Annotated in this window: 17 protein-coding genes, 1 pseudogene and 1 riboswitch; of the genes and pseudogenes, 10 read left to right on the top strand and 8 right to left on the bottom strand. The window is 74.2% G+C overall.

The features are described from left to right. From ACF068_RS24210 to ACF068_RS24200, 3 genes are all read right to left on the bottom strand, one after another. Complete coding sequence (locus ACF068_RS24210) at positions 1-792, bottom strand: enoyl-CoA hydratase/isomerase family protein (RefSeq protein ID WP_392276366.1); 792 nt, start codon at positions 790-792, stop codon at positions 1-3. Between the two features lie 147 nt (positions 793-939). Continuing rightward, positions 940-1,161 (bottom strand): helix-turn-helix domain-containing protein, encoded by a 222-nt coding sequence (locus tag ACF068_RS24205; protein ID WP_006123601.1) that lies wholly within the window; start codon positions 1,159-1,161, stop codon positions 940-942. Positions 1,162-1,503: 342 nt separating this feature from the next. Then, entirely contained in the window at positions 1,504-3,102 is a 1,599-nt protein-coding gene (locus tag ACF068_RS24200; protein WP_392276365.1) for an ABC-F family ATP-binding cassette domain-containing protein, read from the bottom strand. A gap of 312 nt (positions 3,103-3,414) precedes the next feature. Between ACF068_RS24200 and ACF068_RS24195 the strand changes: the two genes are divergently transcribed. Beyond that, complete coding sequence (locus ACF068_RS24195; protein WP_392276364.1) at positions 3,415-3,816, top strand: VOC family protein; 402 nt, start codon at positions 3,415-3,417, stop codon at positions 3,814-3,816. 8 nt (positions 3,817-3,824) lie between these two features. Here the strand turns inward: ACF068_RS24195 and ACF068_RS24190 are convergent, their stop codons facing one another. From ACF068_RS24190 to ACF068_RS24180, 3 genes are all read right to left on the bottom strand, one after another. Continuing rightward, complete coding sequence (locus ACF068_RS24190) at positions 3,825-5,111, bottom strand: hypothetical protein (protein WP_392276363.1); 1,287 nt, start codon at positions 5,109-5,111, stop codon at positions 3,825-3,827. A gap of 178 nt (positions 5,112-5,289) precedes the next feature. After that, a complete protein-coding gene (locus ACF068_RS24185; RefSeq protein ID WP_392276362.1) occupies positions 5,290-6,417 on the bottom strand; it encodes an alpha/beta hydrolase in 1,128 nt (375 codons plus the stop codon). Between the two features lie 74 nt (positions 6,418-6,491). After that, a complete protein-coding gene (locus tag ACF068_RS24180; protein WP_392276361.1) occupies positions 6,492-7,145 on the bottom strand; it encodes a class II aldolase/adducin family protein in 654 nt (217 codons plus the stop codon). Positions 7,146-7,423: 278 nt separating this feature from the next. Here ACF068_RS24180 and ACF068_RS24175 point away from each other — a divergent pair, with 278 nt between their 5' ends. The 9 genes and pseudogenes from ACF068_RS24175 (at position 7,424) to cobC (ending at position 17,262) form a co-directional block, all read left to right on the top strand. Then, a complete protein-coding gene (locus tag ACF068_RS24175; protein ID WP_392276360.1) occupies positions 7,424-8,686 on the top strand; it encodes an anion permease in 1,263 nt (420 codons plus the stop codon). A 12-nt stretch (positions 8,687-8,698) separates the two neighbouring features. Beyond that, a complete protein-coding gene (locus ACF068_RS24170; protein WP_392276359.1) occupies positions 8,699-8,920 on the top strand; it encodes a hypothetical protein in 222 nt (73 codons plus the stop codon). A 166-nt stretch (positions 8,921-9,086) separates the two neighbouring features. Then, a riboswitch (cobalamin riboswitch) is annotated at positions 9,087-9,162 on the top strand. Between the two features lie 104 nt (positions 9,163-9,266). Then, a complete protein-coding gene (locus ACF068_RS24165) occupies positions 9,267-10,217 on the top strand; it encodes a cobalamin biosynthesis protein (RefSeq protein WP_392276358.1) in 951 nt (316 codons plus the stop codon). After that, positions 10,214-11,728 (top strand): cobyric acid synthase, encoded by a 1,515-nt coding sequence (locus ACF068_RS24160; RefSeq protein ID WP_392276357.1) that lies wholly within the window; start codon positions 10,214-10,216, stop codon positions 11,726-11,728. Before ACF068_RS24165 ends, ACF068_RS24160 begins: the two co-directional genes overlap by 4 nt. Then, positions 11,725-13,761 (top strand): putative cobaltochelatase, encoded by a 2,037-nt coding sequence (locus tag ACF068_RS24155; RefSeq protein ID WP_392276356.1) that lies wholly within the window; start codon positions 11,725-11,727, stop codon positions 13,759-13,761. The genes ACF068_RS24160 and ACF068_RS24155 overlap by 4 nt, the downstream gene beginning before the upstream one ends. Then, positions 13,761-14,369, top strand: coding sequence for a cob(I)yrinic acid a,c-diamide adenosyltransferase (gene cobO / locus ACF068_RS24150; RefSeq protein ID WP_392276355.1), 609 nt, complete (start codon positions 13,761-13,763; stop codon positions 14,367-14,369). Before ACF068_RS24155 ends, cobO begins: the two co-directional genes overlap by 1 nt. Next, a complete protein-coding gene (locus ACF068_RS24145) occupies positions 14,363-15,700 on the top strand; it encodes a cobyrinate a,c-diamide synthase (protein ID WP_392276354.1) in 1,338 nt (445 codons plus the stop codon). Before cobO ends, ACF068_RS24145 begins: the two co-directional genes overlap by 7 nt. Further along, positions 15,697-16,086: pseudogene (locus ACF068_RS24140) on the top strand (cobalamin biosynthesis protein); the annotation flags it as partial. The gene ACF068_RS24145 and the pseudogene ACF068_RS24140, both read left to right, overlap by 4 nt. A gap of 108 nt (positions 16,087-16,194) precedes the next feature. After that, positions 16,195-17,262: an Rv2231c family pyridoxal phosphate-dependent protein CobC gene (cobC, locus tag ACF068_RS24135; protein ID WP_392276430.1), complete on the top strand. Its 1,068-nt coding sequence runs from the start codon at positions 16,195-16,197 to the stop codon at positions 17,260-17,262. 61 nt (positions 17,263-17,323) lie between these two features. On the opposite strand, the gene ACF068_RS24130 is transcribed toward cobC, so the two are convergent. Further along, the gene (locus tag ACF068_RS24130) at positions 17,324-19,342 is read right to left on the bottom strand and encodes a caspase family protein (RefSeq protein WP_392276353.1); all 2,019 of its coding nucleotides are present in this window, start codon (positions 19,340-19,342) and stop codon (positions 17,324-17,326) included. Between the two features lie 14 nt (positions 19,343-19,356). Next, entirely contained in the window at positions 19,357-19,743 is a 387-nt protein-coding gene (locus ACF068_RS24125; RefSeq protein ID WP_392276352.1) for a hypothetical protein, read from the bottom strand. Between the last annotated feature and the right edge of the window lie 59 nt (positions 19,744-19,802).

The raw sequence follows: 19,802 nt of genomic DNA, 5'->3' as shown, positions 1-19,802 counted from the left end.
TCAGTCGGAGAGACCCGCCAGATCGCGGAGACGGCGCGCCTGGGCGGCGCGCTCGGCCGTGCGCTGCTCCTCGTACGTGCGTCCGCCCGCGCCGCGCAGCAGCGCCTTGGTCTCGACGACCGCGTCACGCGGGGCCGCCAGCAGCGCGCCCGTGAGGTCGCTCACCGCGCCGTCGAGGTCGGCGGCGGGCACCACGAGGTTGGCCAGCCCGATCCGCTCGGCCTCGTCGGCGTGGACGAACCGGCCGGTGGCGCAGATCTCCAGCGCACGGGCGTAGCCGACCGCCCCGACGAGCGGATGCGTACCGGTCAGGTCGGGGACGAGGCCCAGGCTGGTCTCGCGCATGGCGAACTGGACGTCGTCGGCCACGACGCGCAGGTCGCACGCCAGGGCGAGCTGGAAGCCCGCCCCGATCGCGTGCCCCTGAACGGCCGCGATCGACACGATGTCGTTACGGCGCCACCAGGTGAACGCCTCCTGGTACTCGGCGATGACCCCGTCGAGCTCGGCGTCGGAGCCGCGCGCCAGATCGAGGAACGACGGCTCGCCGTCGAAGCCCTCCGGCGTGAACGCCTGCCGGTCGAGCCCGGCGGAGAAGGACTTGCCCTCACCGCGCAGCACCACGACCCGCACGCTGCCCGGCAGCGACCGTCCGGCCTCCGTCAACGCCCGCCACAGAGCGGGGGACTGGGCGTTGCGCTTGGCCGGGTTGGTCAGGGTCACCGTGGCAACGGCGTCGTCGACGGTGAGCCGTACGCCGTCCTTGTCGAGGACTGGGTCGAGCGAGGTCATGGGGCGCCTCCGGGTCCGGTGCGGCTGTGCAGCCATGTAAGTGACTGCACAGTAACCACCCGGCCGACACTGCGATCGACCGGGTGGCCCTGCCGTAACCGGTGGGGCCGGACGAGCCGCGCTCGGGTTGTCAGGTCACTGGGGCCGTCAGGCCGAAGCGGCCTTCTTGCCCCGCGTCGCTCCGCCACGTCCACGCAGCGTGACTCCGGATTCGCTCAGCATCCGATGGACGAATCCGTAGGATCGGCCCGTCTCCTCGGCCAATGCCCGGATGCTCGCACCGGAATCGTACTTCTTCTTCAGGTCTGCCGCGAGCTTGTCGCGCGCGGCGCCGGTCACCCGGCTGCCCTTCTTCAGAGTCTCGGCCACCCGTGCCTCCTCATGGGAAGTGCGCTCTGGTCTTCTCATGATCACCCCTCGGGCGCCTCCTGGCCAGCCATTCGACAAGGTCCGTGCCGCAAGGTTTCGCCTTCACCGGCGCGCCGCCCGGGCCGTGCGCCGGTACCGGAACCATGCCCACCGGAAAAGCAGCAGGTCACAGGGGTGGGCGGAGAGGGCGGCCGGTGCGCGGCCGGGGCGGGGGATCCGCCCGGCGCCACGCCGGAGTACGAGACGTCCTCACTCAGATGACGGATCACGCGTAAGCCGAATGATCCATGCCGGGACGATCCGGGTGGTGCCGGGCCGGTGGTCCGGCCCGTCAGGCGGTGATCACGCCAGGGCCACGAGGTCCGCGTAGTCCGCGCCCCACAGGTCCTCGACGCCGTCCGGCAGCAGGATGATCCGCTCCGGCTGGAGGGCGTCGACCGCGCCCTCGTCGTGCGTGACGAGGACGACCGCGCCCTTGTACGTACGCAGGGCGCCCAGGATCTCCTCACGGCTGGCCGGGTCGAGGTTGTTCGTCGGCTCGTCCAGGAGCAGCACGTTCGCCGAGGAGACCACGAGGGTGGCCAGCGCCAGCCGGGTCTTCTCACCACCGGAGAGGACGCCCGCCGGCTTGTCGACGTCGTCACCGGAGAAGAGGAACGAGCCCAGCGTCTTGCGCACCTCGACGAGGTCGAGGTCCGGGGCGGCCGACCGCATGTTCTCCAGGACCGTGCGGTCGGGGTCGAGGGTCTCGTGCTCCTGGGCGTAGTAGCCGAGCTTGAGACCGTGACCGGGCGTGACCTGGCCGGTGTCCGGCGTCTCCACCCCCGCGAGCAGCCGCAGCAGGGTCGTCTTGCCGGCGCCGTTCAGTCCGAGGATCACGACCCGTGACCCCTTGTCGATGGCGAGGTCCACGTCGGTGAAGATCTCCAGCGATCCGTACGACTTGGACAGCCCCTCCGCGGTGAGCGGGGTCTTGCCGCAGGGCGCCGGCTCCGGGAAGCGGAGCTTGGCGACCTTGTCGGAGGCGCGGACCTCCTCCAGGCCCGACAGCAGCCGCTCGGCACGGCGGGCCATGTTCTGCGCGGCGACGGTCTTGGTGGCCTTGGCGCGCATCTTGTCGGCCTGCGAGTTGAGGGCGGCGGCCTTCTTCTCGGCGTTGGCGCGCTCGCGCTTGCGACGCTTCTCGTCGGCCTCGCGCTGCTGCTGGTAGAGCTTCCAGCCCATGTTGTAGACGTCGATGGTCGACCGGTTGGCGTCCAGGTAGAACACCTTGTTGACGACGGTCTCGACCAGGTCGACGTCGTGGGAGATGACGATGAAGCCGCCGCGATACGTCTTGAGGTAGTCGCGCAGCCAGACGATGGAGTCGGCGTCCAGGTGGTTGGTCGGCTCGTCGAGCAGCAGGGTGTCGGCGTCCGAGAAGAGGATCCGGGCGAGCTCGACGCGGCGGCGCTGGCCGCCGGAGAGGGTGTGCAGCGGCTGGCCGAGGACCCGGTCGGGCAGGCCGAGGGCGGCGGCGATCGTGGCGGCCTCGGCCTCGGCCGCGTACCCGCCCTTGGTCAGGAACTCGGTCTCCTGGCGCTCGTACTGGCGCAGCGCCTTCTCGCGGGTGGCGCCGGTGCCGCCCGCGATGCGCTCCTCGTTCTGCCGCATCTTGCGGAGCAGGAGGTCGAGGCCGCGGGCGGAGAGGACGCGGTCGCGGGCCAAGACGTCGAGGTCGCCGGTGCGGGGGTCCTGCGGGAGGTAGCCGACCTCGCCGGAGCGGGTGATCGTGCCGCCGGCCGGGACGCCCTCGCCGGCGAGGCACTTGGTGAGCGTGGTCTTGCCGGCGCCGTTGCGGCCGACCAGACCGATGCGGTCGCCCTTGGCGATGCGGAAGGAAGCGGACTCGATGAGGACGCGGGCGCCGGCGCGCAGCTCGATGCCGGAAGCGGTGATCACGGACAGACTCCAGGGCGGTGTGGAAGACGGCGGAAGGACGGCGGGTGCGGTGGCTTCGACGCCGGTCTAATGCACGGGGAGAATGGCCATGGGGGCCAGTCTAACGGGCGTGTGCAACTGCTTTTCGGCCCCGCGAGGCCGCCCGTTCAGGCCGGACACCTCCGTCCGTGCCGCACCGGGTGGCGGGTGTGGGGCATGGGCGCAACACCTTCCGGTGAGGCGGGGGCGCTCGGCGGGGCGTTGTCGGCGCCGGGTGCCAGACTGGGTGGGCTGAGATCCGGATCACAGTCGCAAGGTCGGAGAGTGATCAGCATGGCCCACGTACCGAGCATCTATCCGACGATCCTGTACGAGGACGCGAAGGCAGCGATCAGAACGCTGAAGGAGGCCTTCGGGTTCACCGAGGTGAGTGTGTACGAGGGCGAGGACGGCCGCGTCGTCCACTCCGAGCTGGCCCAGGGGAACGGCATGGTGATGCTGGGCAGCAAGGGTGGGGACGGCGTCTTCGCCAAGGCGATGGAGGGCGGTGGGCCGGTGGGGGTGTACGTGGTGGTGGAGGACGTGGACGCGCACCACGCCCGCGCGGTGGAGCACGGGGTGGAGATCCTGATGCCGCCCACGGACCAGGAGTACGGCTCGCGGGACTACATGGCGCGGGACGCCGAGGGCAACGTCTGGAGTTTCGGGACGTACGCCCCCGGCGCGGCGGAGTAGCCCCCGGGTCAGGCTCCGCCGGTGTGGACCTGGAAGGCCGCGCGGCGCATCGCCTTGGCGAGGGCGGGGTCGGGGTGTGCCGCGGCCAGGGCGACCAGGACCTGGACGGTGCGGGGGTGGCCCACCGCCCGGACCTCGTCGAGCAGGGCGGGCACCGTGCCCTGGACGGCGGATTCGAGGTGGCGGACGAGGAGGGCGCTCTCGCCGTGGTCGGCGACGGCCGCCGCGGTGTCCACCCAGAGCCAGGTGGCCTCCTCGCGGGTGAGGACGTCGGGGGCGTCGTCGGGGTCGGCGCCCTCGTACTCGGCGAGCCACAGCAGCGCGTAGGGGCGCAGGCAGACCTCGTCGGCGGCGGCCCTGACCTCCGCCTCGGCGGGGGCGCCGACGACCCGGAGGGCTTCGAAGGCGAGGCCGCGCAGCAGGGAGTCCTCGCCGCGGGCGGCGTCGAGCAGCTCGGTGACGGCGCTGCCGACCGGGCGGGCGGCGAGCCAGGCGCGGTACTCCGCGCGGGCCGGGCCCGGGGTGAGGCGGGCGCAGCCGCGCAGCATGTCCTCGGCGGACTGCTCGATGTGGCCGGCGGGGCTCTGCGCGGCGACGCAGATCTGCTCCAGCTTCACCCACACCGCCCAGTTGCCGAGGGGGGTGAGGGTGGCCTGGCCGTCGCCGAGGGTCAGGGCGCCGACGGCGGCGAGGCCCTCCAGGGCCCAGTCGAGAAGACGGGCGAGGGAGTCCGGCCCGGGCAGGGGCTGGGGCAGGGGGCCGCCCTGGACCTCGCAGCGCTCCTCGCGGAGTTCGGCGACGCGCTGCCCCAGCAGGTCGAGCAGGGCCGGGACGAGCACGGGGCCGGCGGAGAGCTGGAGGAGGGAGAGAACCTGGGGGACGGCCTCCACGACCTCGGCGACGGCGGCGGGGGCGACGTCCCCGGGCGCGGGGTGGACGAGCGACCAGGCGTCGAACAGCGCGACCCAGCCGCGCAGGACGGCGGAGTCGTCCCGGTCCCAGGCGCGCAGCCGCCAGCCGGGGCGGGCGGTGTCGCCATGGAGCTCGACGAGTCCGGCGAGCCGGGCGCGGTCCCAGCCGGCGCGTACCTGAGCGGCGGTCAGTCCGAGGGCGGCGGCCGCCCGTTGCGTGGCGGTGGTGGCGTCGCGGTCGTGGTCGCGGTCCCGCTCGACGGCGGCCCAGCGGGCGATGCGCACGGCGTCGGCGAGCACCGTTCTCGCCTGTCGGGCCAGCTCGGCCGGCGGCGGTGTCCCCTCCGGCGGCCTCGGCACCGGCCGGGTACGCCGGGTCGTCACGGCCCGTCGGGCCGTGGTCAGGGGCCGCGGACGGACGAGTCGGAGTCTGGAATTGCGCGCCAGTTGCTCATCAGGCTTTCGAGACGTCACGGGAGCAGTCTTCCCGCTGACGCCCCGAAAGCCCAAACGGAATCCGATTCGCCGGGTTCGTGGCCCCTGCGCGGGGCCGGGAGGGACGTCAGACGAGGGAGGTCAGGAAGCGGCGCATGGCTTCCTCGTAACGGTCGGGGTCGGCGTTCCACATGGCGGCGTGGGGGGCGTCGCGGACGGTGTGGAGGGTGACCAGGTCGGCGCGGCGGGAGGCGAGCTCGCGGGAGGCCTGCCAGGGGGCGAGGTGGTCGTCGGGGCCGTGGAAGACGAGGGTGGGGACGCGGAGCCCGTCCGGGTCGGCCGCTTCGGCGAGCCGGTCGCCGTGCACGCCGGTGCTGCCCTGGGCGGCGCGGACGGCGAGCGGGAGCAGCGGGGCGGGGACGCGGCGGGCGGTGGCGAGCGCGCGCAGGGTGGCTTCCCAGTCGAGGACCGGGGAGTCGAGGACGAGGCCGCTGACGCGGTCGCGCAGGCCGCAGTTGGCGGCGGCGTGCAGGGCCATGGCGGCGCCGGTGGACCAGCCGTGGAGGACCACGCGCTCGGCCCCGTACCGCACGGCGTGGCGGATCGCGGCGTCGAGATCGCGCCACTCGGAGTCGCCGAGGTGGCCGAGGCCGCCGGCGGGGCGGGGCGCTCCGGGGTCGCCCCGGTAGGCGAGGTCGAGCACCGGGAGGCGCATGCGGTGGAAGAAGCCCATGAGGTTCATGGGGTGCTCGCGGGTGGTGCCGATGCCGTGGACGGTGATGACCCAGGTGGAGCGGGCGGCGGGGACGAACCAGGCGGGCAGGGCGCCCAGTTCGCCGGGGACCTCCACGTCCTGGTACTCCAGGCCGAGCGCGGCGGCGGGGTCGCCGGTGTGGAGCTGGGGGGTGAGGCGGACGCGGCCGCCGGCCTCCAGCCGGCCGCCGGTGACCCGTTCGAGGCGGCGGACGACGGTGTCGGCGGAGTGCGGCACGTCGTCCAGGACGGGGCCGACGACCGCGTGGACGCCGGGAGCGGCGAGGCCGTAGAAGCCGGGGCGCCGGGAGGCGAGGCAGCGGGTCAGGGTGACCTGCCCGGCGGCGGTGGCGTGCACCGTGAGGCGGGGCTCGCCGGGCAGGGGCAGGCCGGGCGGCACGCTGAGCGCGGCACTGCTGGCGTACCGGCCGGCCGCGACCGCGGCCGCGCCGGCACCGATCAGGGTGGTGACGGCCGCTGCCGTCGCTGTAGCCGGGCGCACCGTTCCAGTGTCCGCACGGGCGGGGGCGGATGCCAGTGGGCGGGGTCCGCCGGAGTGTCGGGCGGCCGGCCTGGTCAGCGGGGCCGGCCGTAGCCCCGGAACTTCTCCGCGACCTCGTGCAGTTCGGCGGCCGACAGGAGGCTGGGGGCGTGTCCGGGGACGGAGCTCGCGGTGAGCCAGACGCGGCACATCCACTCCAGTTGGGCGGTGCGGTCGTAGGCCTGGTCCAGGGAGTCGCCGTAGGTGACGGTGCCGTGGTTGCGCAGCAGGCAGCCGGTGCGGCCGTCGAGGGCGCGCAGCATGGCGTCGGCCAGCTCCTCCGTTCCGTACAGGGCGTAGGGGGCGACCCGGACGGGGCCGCCGAGGGCCGCGGCCATGTAGTGGATCAGCGGGAGCTCGGTGACGAGGGTGGAGACGGCGGTGGCGTGGACGGCGTGGGTGTGGACGACGGCGCGGGCGGTGGTGCGGCGGTAGATCTCCAGGTGCATGGGCAGCTCGCTGGTGGGGGCGAGCCGACCGCGTATCCGGGTGCCGTCGAGGTCGACGGCGACGGCGTCGTCCGGGGTGAGCCGGTCGTAGGGGACGCCGCTGGGGGTGACGAGGACGAGGTCGTCGCCCACCCGTGCGGAAACGTTTCCGGAGGTGCCGACGACCAGCCCTTCCGCCACCGTGCGGCGGGCGGTGGCGACCAGTGTGTCCCAGGTCCGCGCGATCGTGTCCTGTGTCATGTCCCGATCCTGCCAGCCGCCCCCTCTCCTCGGGCGGGGCGCCCCTGGGAGGCGGCCCTCGGGGCGGTACGGCGGGGGGCGCGGGCGGGGCGCGTGAGGAGGATCTCCTCCGGGGGCCCGGGGAGGGGGCGGGGACCCCTGGGACCGGTGGGGCGGAAGGGAAGCGGAACGGGGTCCGTCCGCATGGGGTCACCATGACGCCCGGCCCAGTTCACCTTCCGTTCACTCAGGTTGCTTACGTTCGCCTGACCACTGACGTCGAACGATTGCCTGGGTAAATGGAACACATCACGCTGCTGCTCGCCATTGTGGTCGTGACAGCTCTAGTGTTCGATTTCACGAACGGTTTCCACGACACCGCCAACGCGATGGCCACCACCATCTCGACCGGTGCCATGAAGCCCAAGACGGCGGTGGCCATGTCCGCCGTGCTGAACCTGGTCGGTGCCTTCCTCTCGGTCGAGGTCGCCAAGACGATCTCCAGCGGGCTCGTCAACGAAGAAGGCATCAAACCCGAAGTGATCTTCGCGGCGCTCGTCGGCGCGATCCTGTGGAACCTCCTGACCTGGCTGGTCGGCCTGCCCTCCAGCTCCTCCCACGCCCTCATGGGCGGTCTGATCGGCGCCACCATCGCCTCGGTCGGCGTCAGCGGCGTCAACGGCGGCGTCGTCGTCACCAAGGTCCTGATCCCGGCCGTCGCCGCACCCCTCGTCGCCGGCATCGCCGCGATGCTCGCCGCCCGCCTGACCTACAAGGCCGGCCGCGGCATCGACGAGAAGACCGGCCGCAAGGGCTACCGCGCCGGCCAGATCGCCTCCGCCGGACTGGTCTCCCTCGCCCACGGCACCAACGACGCCCAGAAGACGATGGGCATCATCACCCTGGCCCTGGTCGCCGGAGGCGTCCTCGTGCCCGGCTCGAACCCGCCGGTCTGGGTCATCGTCTCCGCCGGTACGGCCATCGCGCTCGGCACCTACCTGGGCGGCTGGCGCATCATCCGCACCATGGGCAAGGGCCTGACCGACCTCCAGCCGCAGCAGGGCTTCGCCGCCCAGACCAGCGCGGCGGCCGTCATCCTCGCCTCCTCCAACCTGGGCTTCTCGCTCTCCACCACGCACTCCTGCTCCGGCGCCGTCATGGGCGCGGGCCTCGGCCGCAAGGGCGGCGTGGTCCGCTGGTCCACGGCCACCCGGATGTTCGTCGCCTGGGGCCTGACCCTGCCGGCCGCCGGCCTCGTCGCCGCCGGCTCGGAGTTCGTTACCCAGCAGGGCGACTGGGGAGTCGCCGCCGTGGCGGCCTTCCTGATCGCCTCGTGCACCGCGATCTGGTTCGTCTCCCGCCGCCAGGTCGTCGACCACACCAACGTCAACGAGGTGGACGCCGAGGGCGAGGACGAGCCCGCGGGCGTCGTCACCACCGCCATCGCGGCCGTCACCCCGCCGCCGGCCGGCACCCTCGCGGCCGGCTCCGACGACCTCAAGGCCACCATCCCGGCCCCGGCCGGCGAGGCCGCCACCCCGGCTCCCGCCGCCACGGTGTAAGGAAAGAACAGCATGAAGATCGACTGGGCAGCTCTCGGCTCCGTCTTCGGGGTCAGCCTCCTGGCCACCGTCGCACTGGTGGGCCTGTTCACCCTCGGCATCGTCGGCCTCTCCAAGCAGGAGCGGGCGGCGGCGGGCGGCGGCTCCGCCACCCTGGCCCGTACGGGCGCCTACGCCGCCTTCGCGCTCTGCGCGGCGGCCGTGGCCTACGGGATCTTCCTGATCGTCACCTGATCGGGAACGGCCCTCGGCGCCCCCGGAACGACGAACCGTTCCGGGGGCGCCGTCGTTCTGCCGCGCGCCGGTGTGTGCCTCGGCACAACCTCCCGTCGCAGGTCAACGGCGAGTTGACGGGCGTTCGCGGGGCGTGGTGGACTGCCGGGGCCATTACGGCGGCAGGAGAGGAAGCCGGTGCGAATCCGGCGCGGTCCCGCCACTGTGAGTCCGCCCCCGACGGGCGGATGAGTCAGGAACTCTCGTCGCCGGTCACGTCGAGCCAGGGCGCGGACCCTGAGTGAGGACATCGCCATGCCCGGCTGCCTTCGCGCTGCCCCGGAAGCGTCCAGCACATCGAGAACCCATGCGCGGTGATCGCGTCTTCGCGTACGGCGCCGCCGCCGGGTTCGCCGCCGACCTGATCCTCGCCGATCCCCGCCGCGGGCACCCCGTGGCCGCCTTCGGGCGCGCCGCGCACGCCGTGGAGGGCGCGCTGTGGCGCGACCACCGCGGGTGGGGCGCGCTGCACACGGCGGTGTGCGCCGGTGGCGCCGCGGCGGCGGCCGCGCTCGCGGCCCGTGCGGTACGGGACCGGCGCGCCCTGTCCGTGGGCCTGACCGCCGCCTCCGTGTGGTCCGTCGTCGGCGGTACGTCGCTGGGCCGGGAGGCCCGGGCCATCGGCGGCGCCCTGGCCGCCGGCGACCTGGACGTCGCCCGGGAGCGGCTGCCGCACCTGTGCGGGCGCGACCCGCAGGCCCTGGACGGCCCCGGCATCGCCCGCGCGGTCGTCGAGTCGGTCGCCGAGAACACCTCGGACGCCGTGGTCGGCGCCCTGGTGTGGGGCGCGATCGGCGGCGTACCCGGCCTGGTCGCGTTCCGGGCGGCGAACACCCTGGACGCGATGGTCGGCCACAAGTCCCCCAGGTACCGCCGCTTCGGCTGGGCGTCCGCCCGGCTGGACGACGTGGCCGGCTGGCCCGGCGCCCGCCTCACGGCCGCCCTGGCCGTGGCCGCCGGCGGGGATCCGCGCGGTGCGGTACGGGCGTGGCGGGCGGACGCGGCGAAGCACCCGAGCCCGAACGCGGGCCCCGTCGAGGCGTCGTTCGCGGGCGCGCTGGGCGTACGGCTCGGCGGGACGCTCTCGTACGGGGGCCGCGTCGAGCACCGGCCGGTGCTGAACGGGGCGGGCCGGGCCGTGGAGGTGGCGGACATCGAGCGGGCGGTGCGGTTGTCGCGCCGGGTGAGCGCCCTGACCCTCGCGGTGTGCGCGGGCGGGCGACTGGCGTACGGGGCGATCAAGCGGAGGCGTACATGAGCAAGGGTGGGGGGCTGCTCGTCGCGGGCACCACGTCCGACGCGGGCAAGAGCGTCGTCACGGCCGGCATCTGCCGCTGGCTGGTACGGCAGGGCGTGAAGGTCGCGCCGTTCAAGGGGCAGAACATGTCCCTCAACTCGTTCGTCACGCGCGAGGGCGCGGAGATCGGGCGCGCCCAGGCCATGCAGGCCCAGGCCGCACGGGTCGAGCCGACCGCGCTGATGAACCCGGTGCTGCTCAAGCCGGGCAGCGACCGCTCCAGCCAGGTCGTGCTGATGGGCAGGCCGGTCGGCGAGCTGAGCGCCCGCGGCTACCACGGCGGCCGGCAGCAGGCGCTGCTCGGCACGGTCGTGGAGTGCCTCCAGGAGCTGCGGAGCGCCTACGACGCCGTGATCTGCGAGGGCGCGGGCAGCCCCGCCGAGATCAACCTGCGGCGCAACGACATCGTCAACATGGGCATCGCGCGGGCGGCCCGCTTCCCCGTCGTCGTGGTCGGCGACATCGACCGGGGCGGGGTCTTCGCGCAGTTCTTCGGCACGACGGCGCTGCTGGCGCCCGAGGACCAGGAGCTGGTCGCGGGCTACCTGGTCAACAAGTTCCGGGGGGACGTGACGCTGCTGGAGCCCGGCCTGGACATGCTGCTGGGCCTGACGGGGCGCCGGACCTTCGGTGTCCTGCCGTACGCGCACGGGCTCGGCATCGACGAGGAGGACGGGCTGCGGGTGTCCCTCCGGGGCGCGGTGCGCGAGTCGGTGGTGGCGCCGCCGGTCGGCGAGGACGTGCTGCGGGTCGCCGTCTGCGCCGTACCGCTGATGTCGAACTTCACCGACGTGGACGCGCTGGCCGCCGAGCCGGGTGTGGTGGTGCGGTTCGTGGACCGGCCGGAGGAGCTCGCCGACGCCGACCTCGTCGTGGTGCCCGGTACGCGCGGGACGGTGAAGGCGCTGGCGTGGCTGCGCGAGCGGGGCCTCGCGGACGCCATCGCGCGCCGCGCCGCCGAGGGCCGTCCGGTGCTCGGCGTCTGCGGCGGCTTCCAGGCGCTGGGCGAGCGCATCGAGGACGACGTCGAGTCCCGGGCCGGTGAGGTCGAGGGACTGGGCCTGCTGCCGGTGAGCGTGCGGTTCGCGGTGGACAAGACCCTCGCCCGGCCGGTCGGGGAGGCCCTCGGCGAGCGGGTCGAGGGGTACGAGATCCACCACGGCGTCGCGGACGTGCGCGGCGGCGAGCCGTTCCTGGACGGCTGCCGGGTCGGGGCCGTGTGGGGCACCCACTGGCACGGCTCGCTGGAGAGCGACGGCTTCCGCCGGGCGTTCCTCACGGAGGTGGCCCGCGCGGCCGGCAGACGCTTCGTACCGGCCCCCGACACGTCGTTCGGGGCGCTGCGCGAGGAGCAGCTCGACCGGCTCGGCGACCTGATCGAGGAACACGCGGACACGGACGCGCTCTGGAAACTGATCGAGCAGGGCCCGCCCACAGGACTTCCCTTCATCGCACCCGGAGCACCTTCATGAGCGCTGCACCCCACTACCCCTTCACCGCGATCGTCGGCCAGGACGACCTGCGGCTCGGGCTGCTGCTGAACGCGGTGTCCCCGGCCGTCGGCGGCGTCCTCGTGCGCGGGGAGAAGGGCACCGCCAAGTCGACGGCCGTCCGCGCCCTCGCCGCCCTGATGCCGGACGTGGACGTGATCGCCGGCTGCCGCTTCTCGTGCGCGCCCGGCTCCCCCGACCCGGGCTGCCCGGACGGGCCGCACACCGGGGCGGAGGCGGTGAGCCGCCCGGCGCGGACGGTCGAGCTGCCGGTCGGCGCCTCCGAGGACCGGCTGGTGGGCGCGCTGGACATCGAGCGGGCGCTGGCCGACGGCGTGAAGGCGTTCGAGCCGGGCCTGCTGGCGGACGCGCACCGGGGCGTGCTGTACGTGGACGAGGTGAACCTCCTCCACGACCACCTGGTCGACCTGCTCCTCGACGCGGCCGCCATGGGCGCCTCGTACGTGGAGCGCGAAGGCGTCTCGGTACGGCACGCGGCGCGCTTCCTGCTGGTCGGGACGATGAACCCGGAGGAGGGCGAGCTGCGGCCGCAGCTCCTGGACCGGTTCGGGCTGACCGTGGAGGTGGCCGCCTCGCGGGAGCCGGACCAGCGGGTCGAGGTGGTGCGCCGGCGACTGGCGTACGAGGACGACCCGGCGGCCTTTGCGTCGCGCTGGGCCGAGGAGGAGGCCGCGCTGCGGGACCGGATCGTGGCCGCGCGGACGCTGCTGCCCGGGGTGACGCTCGGGGACGCGGCGCTGCGCCAGATCGCCGCCACGTGCGCGGCGTTCGAGGTGGACGGCATGCGCGCGGACATCGTGATGGCCCGGACGGCGACCGCGCTGGCCGCGTGGGCGGGGCGTACCGACGTCACGTCCGACGACGTGCGGCAGGCGGCGCTGCTGGCTCTGCCCCACCGGCGCAGGCGCAATCCGTTCGACGCGCCGGGGCTGGACGAGGACAAGCTGGACGAGACGCTGGAGGAGTTCGGCGGGGACGACGACCCCGACCCGGACCCCGGCCCGGAGGGCCCCGGTGGCGGCCCCGGCGGAGGTGGCGGAGGTGGCGGGGTGCCCCCGCAGGCCGGGGAGCCCGAGGGCTCGGCCCCCGAGGCCCCCGCCGAAGCGCCCGCCGAGACCCCCGAGCCCGCGCCCGCGCCGGGCGCCGGCGGCGGCGAGCAGGCTCCGGTCCGGGCCGCCGAGCCGTTCCGTACGAAGATGCTGAGCGTGCCGGGCCTGGGCGAAGGTGCCGCGGGACGGCGGTCCCGGGCGCGTACCGAGCACGGCAGGACGACCGGGGCGCGCCGCCCGCGGGGGACGCTGACGAAGCTGCACCTGGCGGCGACCGTGCAGGCGGCCGCCCCGCACCAGCGGGCGCGCGGCCGCTCGGGCCCCGGGCTGGTGGTACGCCGCGACGACCTGCGGCAGGCGACGCGCGAGGGGCGCGAGGGGAACCTGGTGCTGTTCGCGGTGGACGCCTCCGGTTCGATGGCGGCCCGGCAGCGGATGGGCGCGGTCAAGGGCGCCGTGCTGTCGCTGCTGCTGGACGCCTACCAGCGGCGCGACAAGGTGGGGCTGGTGACCTTCCGCGGCTCGTCCGCCGAGCTGGCGCTGCCGCCCACGTCGTCGGTCGACGCGGCGGCCGCCCGCCTGGAACTGCTGCCGACCGGGGGGCGCACCCCGCTCGCGGCCGGGCTGCTGAAGGCGCACGACGTGCTGCGGGTGGAGCGGCTGCGCGATCCGGCGCGCCGCCCGCTGCTGGTGGTCGTCACGGACGGCCGGGCGACCGGCGGGCCCGAGCCGGTGGCGCTGGCCGCCCGGGCGGCGGGCCTGCACGCTGCGGAGGGCACCGCGTCCGTGGTCGTGGACTGCGAGACCGGGCCGGTACGGCTGGGCATGGCCGCCGAACTGGCCGGTCACCTCGGCGGCACCGCCGTCACACTCGACGAGCTGCGGGCGGACGCCATCGCGGGTCTCGTCAGGGATGTCAGAGCAACTACCGGGAGGGCCGCTTAATGCCGCAGGGACAGCCGACCGTCGTACCGGACGACGGACTCACCACCCGCCAGCGCCGCAACCGCGCGCTGGTGATGGTGCACACGGGCGTCGGCAAGGGGAAGTCGACCGCCGCCTTCGGCATGGCGCTGCGCGCCTGGAACCAGGGCTGGCCGATCGGGGTCTTCCAGTTCGTCAAGTCCGCCAAGTGGAAGGTCGGCGAGGAGAACGCCCTCAAGGCGCTCGGCGAGACCGGCAAGGGCGGGACCGTCGCCTGGCACAAGATGGGCGAGGGCTGGTCCTGGATCCAGCGCGAGCCGGCCGAGGGCGAGCAGTCGCACGAGGACAAGGCGCGCGAGGGCTGGGAGCAGGTCAAGCGGGACCTGGCCGAGGAGAAGTACACCTTCTACGTCCTCGACGAGTTCGCGTACCTGCTGCACTGGGGCTGGATCGACACCGCCGAGGTCGTCGAGGTGCTGCGGAACCGGCCCGGCCGGCAGCATGTGGTGATCACCGGCCGCAACGCGCCCGCCGAGCTGTGCGAGTTCGCCGACCTGGTCACCGACATGTCGAAGGTCAAGCACCCGATGGACGCGGGTCAGAAGGGCCAGCGGGGCATCGAGTGGTAGCACGTCTCGTCATCGCCGCGCCCTCGTCGGGCGCGGGCAAGACCACGGTCGCGACCGGCCTGATGGCCGCGTTCGCGGGCCGTGGTCTCGCGGTGTCCCCGCACAAGGTGGGACCCGACTACATCGACCCGGGCTACCACGCGCTCGCCACCGGCCGCCCGGGCCGCAACCTCGACGCCTACATGTGCGGCACGGGCCTGGTCGCGCCGCTGTTCGCGCACGGCTCGCGCGGCTGCGACCTGGCGGTCGTCGAGGGCGTGATGGGTCTGTACGACGGTGCCGCCGACCAGGGCGAGCTGGCGTCCACCGCGCAGGTGGCCAAGCTGCTGAAGGCACCGGTGGTGCTGGTGGTGGACGCCTCCTCGCAGTCCCGGTCGGTGGCGGCACTGGTGCACGGGTTCGCGTCATGGGACCCGGAGGTGCGGATCGGCGGGGTGATCCTCAACAAGGTGGCCACCGACCGGCACGAGCACCTGCTGCGCGAGGCACTGGGCGAGTCGGGCGTGCCGGTGCTGGGCGTGCTGCGCCGGGCGCCGGCCGTGTCGACGCCGTCTCGGCACCTGGGCCTGGTGCCGGTCGCCGAGCGGCAGGCGGCGGCCGTGGAGGCGGTCGCGGCGCAGGCGGAGCAGGTGCGGGCGGGATGCGACCTGGACGCCCTGCTGGCGCTGGCGCGGTCGGCGCCGCCGCTGCCGGACGCGCCCTGGGAGCCGGCCCTGGAGCCGGTCGCCGGGCGGCCGGTCGTGGCGGTCGCCGGCGGGGCCGCGTTCACCTTCTCGTACGCCGAGCACGCGGAGCTGCTGACGGCGGCGGGCGCGGAGGTCGTGCCCTTCGACCCGCTGCGGGACGAGGAGCTGCCCGAGGGCACCCGCGGGCTGGTGATCGGCGGCGGGTTCCCGGAGGTGTACGGGGCCGAGCTGTCGGCCAACGCCCGGCTGCGGAAGGCCGTCGCGGAACTGGCGGCCTCAGGGGCGCCGGTGGCCGCGGAGTGCGCCGGGCTGCTGTACCTGGCGCGGTCGCTGGACGGGCAGCCGATGTGCGGCGTCCTGGACGCGGACGCCCGGATGTCGCAGCGGCTGACCCTCGGCTACCGGGACGCGGTGGCCGTGGGCGACAGCCCGCTGGCGGCGGCCGGGACGCGGATGCGGGGGCACGAGTTCCACCGCACGGTGATCGAGCCGGGCGCGGGCGAGGCGCCCGCGTGGGGGCTGCGGCAGCCGGCGCGCCGCATGGAGGGCTTCGTCCGGGGCGGTGTGCACGCCAGTTACGTGCACACGCACTGGGCGGGCGCGCCCGGGACGGCGCGGCGGTTCGTGGAGCACTGCGCGCGATGACGGTGGTGGTCGGCGTGGGGTCCGGGCGGGGGGTGTCCGCCGACGCGGTGCTCGCGCTGGTCACGGAGGCGCTGCGGGAGGCCGCGCTGGACGTCTCGGTCGTCGGGGAGCTGGCGACCGTCGGCTCCAAGGCGGACGAGGCGGGGATCGTCGAGGCCGCGGCCCGGCTGGGCGTGCCCCTGCGGACCTATCCGGCGGCCGAGTTGGCGCTGGTCGCCGTACCCCATCCGTCGGACGCGGTACGGGCGGCGGCGGGCACACCGTCGGTGGCGGAGGCGGCGGCGCTCGCGGGCGGGGGCGAACTGCTCGTGCCGAAACGGAAGTCGGGGAAGGGGCGGGTGACGTGTGCGGTGGCACGCAGGCGGTTGTTGAATGTGGGTCACGGGTACATCGCCGGGGAGACACCGGAGTGTTAGACCCTGGTCATGGAGCGCTACGGGGAGGCCGTCGGCCTCTCCTCCCCCACCCCCCACTTCACCCACACCATGGCGGCCATGTATACGCACACCGACACTCACGACCTGCGGCACCACGGTGACGCGGAGGTCCGGGACGAGAAGCTGATCGACCTCGCGGTCAACGTCCGGACGAACACCCCGCCCGACTGGCTGCGGGAGCGGATCGCCGCCTCGCTGACCGGGCTCGCCGCCTACCCGGACGGGCGGGCGGCCCGGGCCGCCGTCGCCGCGCGGCACGACCTGCCGGCCGAGCGGGTGCTGCTGACGGCCGGGGCGGCGGAGGCGTTCGTGCTGCTGGCCCGGGCACTGCCGGCGCGGCGGCCGGTGGTGGTGCACCCGCAGTTCACGGAGCCGGAGGCGGCGCTGCGGGACGCGGGGCACGAGGTGCGGCGGGTGCTGCTGCGGGAGGAGGACGGGTTCCGGCTGGATCCGGGGGCGGTCCCGGAGGACGCCGACCTGGTGGTGGTCGGCAATCCGACGAACCCGACGTCGGTGCTGCACCCCGCGGAGCTGCTCGCCCGGCTGGCCCGGCCGGGGCGGACGCTGGTGGTGGACGAGGCCTTCATGGACGCGGTGCCCGGTGAGCGGGAGGCGCTGGCGGGCCGGACGGACGTGCCGGGGCTGGTGGTGCTGCGCAGCCTCACCAAGACCTGGGGCCTGGCCGGGCTGCGGATCGGCTACGTGCTGGCCGCGCCGGAGACGGTGGCGGCGCTGGAGCGGGCCCAGCCGCTGTGGCCGGTGTCCACCCCGGCGCTCGCGGCGGCGGAGGCGTGCATGTCGCGGGCGGCGCTCGCGGAGGCGGAGCACGCGGCGCGCCGGATCGCCGTGGAGCGGGCCCATCTGCTGGCAGGGCTGGCCGAGTTCGAGGAGGTGCGGGCGGTGACGGCGGCGGAGGGGCCGTTCGTGCTGGTCCGCATGGAGGGCGCGGACGTGGTGCGGGAGCGGCTGCGGTCGCTGGGCTTCGCGGCCCGGCGGGGCGACACGTTCCCGGGGCTGGGCCCGCGGTGGCTGCGGCTGGCGGTCCGGGACCGGGCGACGACGAATCGATTCCTCCAGGCGCTGGACCAGGCGCTGGTGATGGCGGGGCACGCGCACGGGCGGTGAGGCGTGCGTACGACGGGGGCGGGCGGGGGCCGGGCGCGGACGTGGTCGGCGCCCGGGTTCCTCACCCCACGTTGGCGGCGATCATGATGCCGATGACGCCGAGGACCGACAGGACGAACAGCGGGAGGGCGAGGACCTTCGCGGACCAGTCGAGCAGGCTCGTGACGGCCGTGGACTGCTTGCCGTACAGCGAGGGCGAGGCGCGGAGGTCGTAGCGGGCCAGCCCGACGAGGATGAGCGAGACGAGCGCCATGACCAGGCAGATCACCAGGTCGCGGAGCGACTCCTGGGCGAGGTGGTCGCGGATGTCGACCCAGGTCTCCCCCGTCTGGGCCAGGCGCGCCGCCTCCACGGCCGCCTTGATGCCGATGGCCAGGGCGGCGATCGCCAGGCCCAGCGCGGCGACGGCGAGCGCCGGTGCGCGGAACGCCTTGAGCCCCTGCGGGCGGGGCTGGGGGTGACGCTCCTCGTCGCGGCGGTGGCCGGTGTGGCCCGTGTTCCTGGAAGGGTCGGTGTGGCCGGTGTTTCTGGTCGGGTCGGTGGGGCCGGTGTTCCTGGTGGGGTCCGTGTCCCTGGTCGGGTCGGTGCGGTCCGTGTGGCCGCTGTGGTCCGGGTCGCGGGTCGGGTCGGGACCGCTGGTGGGATCGGGGGTGCCGGTGCGGCCCGGGCGACCGGGGTCGCGCGTGGGGTCCGCGTCGGCGGTGGGATCCGTGGCGCCAGAGGGGCCGGTGGTGCCGGCGGGCCCGCCGGGTGTCCCGGGGGGCCGGTTCGGCTTCCTCGGGACCTCGCCGGTCACCGTGGTGGCTCCGGCGGGTCCGGGCGCTGCTTCCCGTACCTCCGCCTCGACGTGGACGACCGCCTCTCCCACCGGCCCCTTGAGCACGATGTCGGCCCGCAGCGGTCCGGGGGTGGAGGTGTCGACGGTGACGGCCAGGCCGTCCGCGACCGGCGTCACGTGCAGCCGGTCGTCCTGGGCGCGCGGTGTGCAACTCCGGGCGAGCGGCGGGCCGAGCAGGCGGACGTGCCCCGTGGACGGGACCGCGTGCCGGTACACCGGGCTGAGGCGCAGCACCGTGGGCTCGGGAGAGATCCGCACCTCCCCCAGTGCCCGGGCCGCCTCCTCGGCGACGGACTGGAGGTCGTTGCGGGCGACCTCCTTGAGGGCCTCGTGGGCCGCCATGGCGATGGCCACGTCGGTGTGGTCCATCCGGGAGCGCAGCTCGGTGACGGCGCCGAGCCGGGAGAAGTCGTCCTCACTGGCCAGTGCGGCCCGCAGCCGCGGCGGGAGGGGGGCCGGGACGATCTTGCGCCGTTCGCTGTGCGCGAGATACAGGTCGCCCTGGAGGTCGGACTTGCAGCTCGGCGTCTGGTTCCTGTTCTCGCGGCGGACGCGCTCGTACACGTAGTCGTACAGCTCGTTGAGGGAGACCTTCCCGTCCTCGTTGCGGTCCGCCTCCCCGGTGGCGAGCCCCGACACCAGCGCGCCGGTGAAGACGGAGGGCTTGGGGGCGCCCCCGTCGGCCAGGCGGGCGCCCTCGAAGGCGTACTCCATGGAGTTGGAGGCGGTGACCACCGCCCATCCGCGTCCGCCGCCGCCGAGCCGCTCGCCGGTGAAGTTCTCCAGCACGTGCGCGTCACCGGCCGCCCGCGCGACCGAGCCGGGTGAGAAGGCCCCGCCGTAGCAGCAGTCGAGGAAGAGGACGGTGCCGCGGGCCCGCGTGTCCGCCATGCAGGTCTCCACGAAGTCCGCCGGGATCCCGGTGGCTTTGAGGCGTTTGGGCCGGGTGTCGGTGGCGGCGAAGTACAACTGCCCGGATTCGCTCTTGAGCCCGTGGCAGGACAGATGGAGCAACAGCGTGTCACCGGGCGCGCGTTCGGCGAAGAAGTCCTCGATGCGCATGCGGATGATGTGTGACGGCTCGTTGCGCACCACCTGGACGTCGAAGCCGCCGATGCGGGGATCTCCCAGGACCTCCGCGAGCGCTTCGGCATCGGCGGCGGGGGACGTCAATTTCTGGAGACCGCCCTCCTGGTAGTCGTCATTGGCGATGATCAGGGCGTGGCGGGAATCGTCGTCCATGGTGTGCCCCGGCGTCAGGCGTCGACGGTGGAATGCCGGCGGATGAATGCCTCCAGAGCCTGCGCGGCCTGTTCCGGTGTGGCTTCGGAGATTTCGAGTACGTCGCCGTCCATGGTCAGGCTGAGTGACGGGCGGGCCTCCTGGAACCGGGCCCACCAGCCGTGGAGTACGGAGGCGACCTGCTTGATGGCGGTGACGGACTGTCCGAGGGTGACCAGGAGGGCTCCGATCTCCATGACGCCGACGGCCCGCGCTCCGGGCGGGACTTCACCGGCGGGGAGGGTCTCTACATTCTTGACGTCAAGCTGGAGGAGTTCCTGGCGCAGATAGCCGGTCAGCCTTTCCACCCGTTCGGGATCGGCCCCTGCCTCGGAAAGGTGAATCTGCAACTGCTTATCCATGGAAGCCCCTTTCTCTTTTTCAGGGGCGGGCGTCCCATGAATCCAGTCTGTGCTTTTCC

Source organism: Streptomyces sp. NPDC016309, from assembly GCF_043077235.1.
Lineage (GTDB): Bacteria > Actinomycetota > Actinomycetes > Streptomycetales > Streptomycetaceae > Streptomyces.
Note: the sequence above shows the minus strand (reverse complement) of the source record. Positions and strands in the feature narration are given on the sequence as shown.

Coding starts and splice junctions, on each gene's coding strand:
- ACF068_RS24130 (WP_392276353.1), bottom strand. CDS start 19,342: ATGGACGACGATTCCCGCCACGCCCTGATCATCGCCAATGACGACTAC.
- cobC (WP_392276430.1), top strand. CDS start 16,195: ATGTATACGCACACCGACACTCACGACCTGCGGCACCACGGTGACGCG.
- ACF068_RS24160 (WP_392276357.1), top strand. CDS start 10,214: ATGAGCAAGGGTGGGGGGCTGCTCGTCGCGGGCACCACGTCCGACGCG.
- ACF068_RS24170 (WP_392276359.1), top strand. CDS start 8,699: ATGAAGATCGACTGGGCAGCTCTCGGCTCCGTCTTCGGGGTCAGCCTC.
- ACF068_RS24165 (WP_392276358.1), top strand. CDS start 9,267: ATGCGCGGTGATCGCGTCTTCGCGTACGGCGCCGCCGCCGGGTTCGCC.
- ACF068_RS24195 (WP_392276364.1), top strand. CDS start 3,415: ATGGCCCACGTACCGAGCATCTATCCGACGATCCTGTACGAGGACGCG.
- ACF068_RS24180 (WP_392276361.1), bottom strand. CDS start 7,145: ATGACACAGGACACGATCGCGCGGACCTGGGACACACTGGTCGCCACC.
- cobO (WP_392276355.1), top strand. CDS start 13,761: ATGCCGCAGGGACAGCCGACCGTCGTACCGGACGACGGACTCACCACC.
- ACF068_RS24125 (WP_392276352.1), bottom strand. CDS start 19,743: ATGGATAAGCAGTTGCAGATTCACCTTTCCGAGGCAGGGGCCGATCCC.
- ACF068_RS24175 (WP_392276360.1), top strand. CDS start 7,424: ATGGAACACATCACGCTGCTGCTCGCCATTGTGGTCGTGACAGCTCTA.
- ACF068_RS24155 (WP_392276356.1), top strand. CDS start 11,725: ATGAGCGCTGCACCCCACTACCCCTTCACCGCGATCGTCGGCCAGGAC.
- ACF068_RS24210 (WP_392276366.1), bottom strand. CDS start 792: ATGACCTCGCTCGACCCAGTCCTCGACAAGGACGGCGTACGGCTCACC.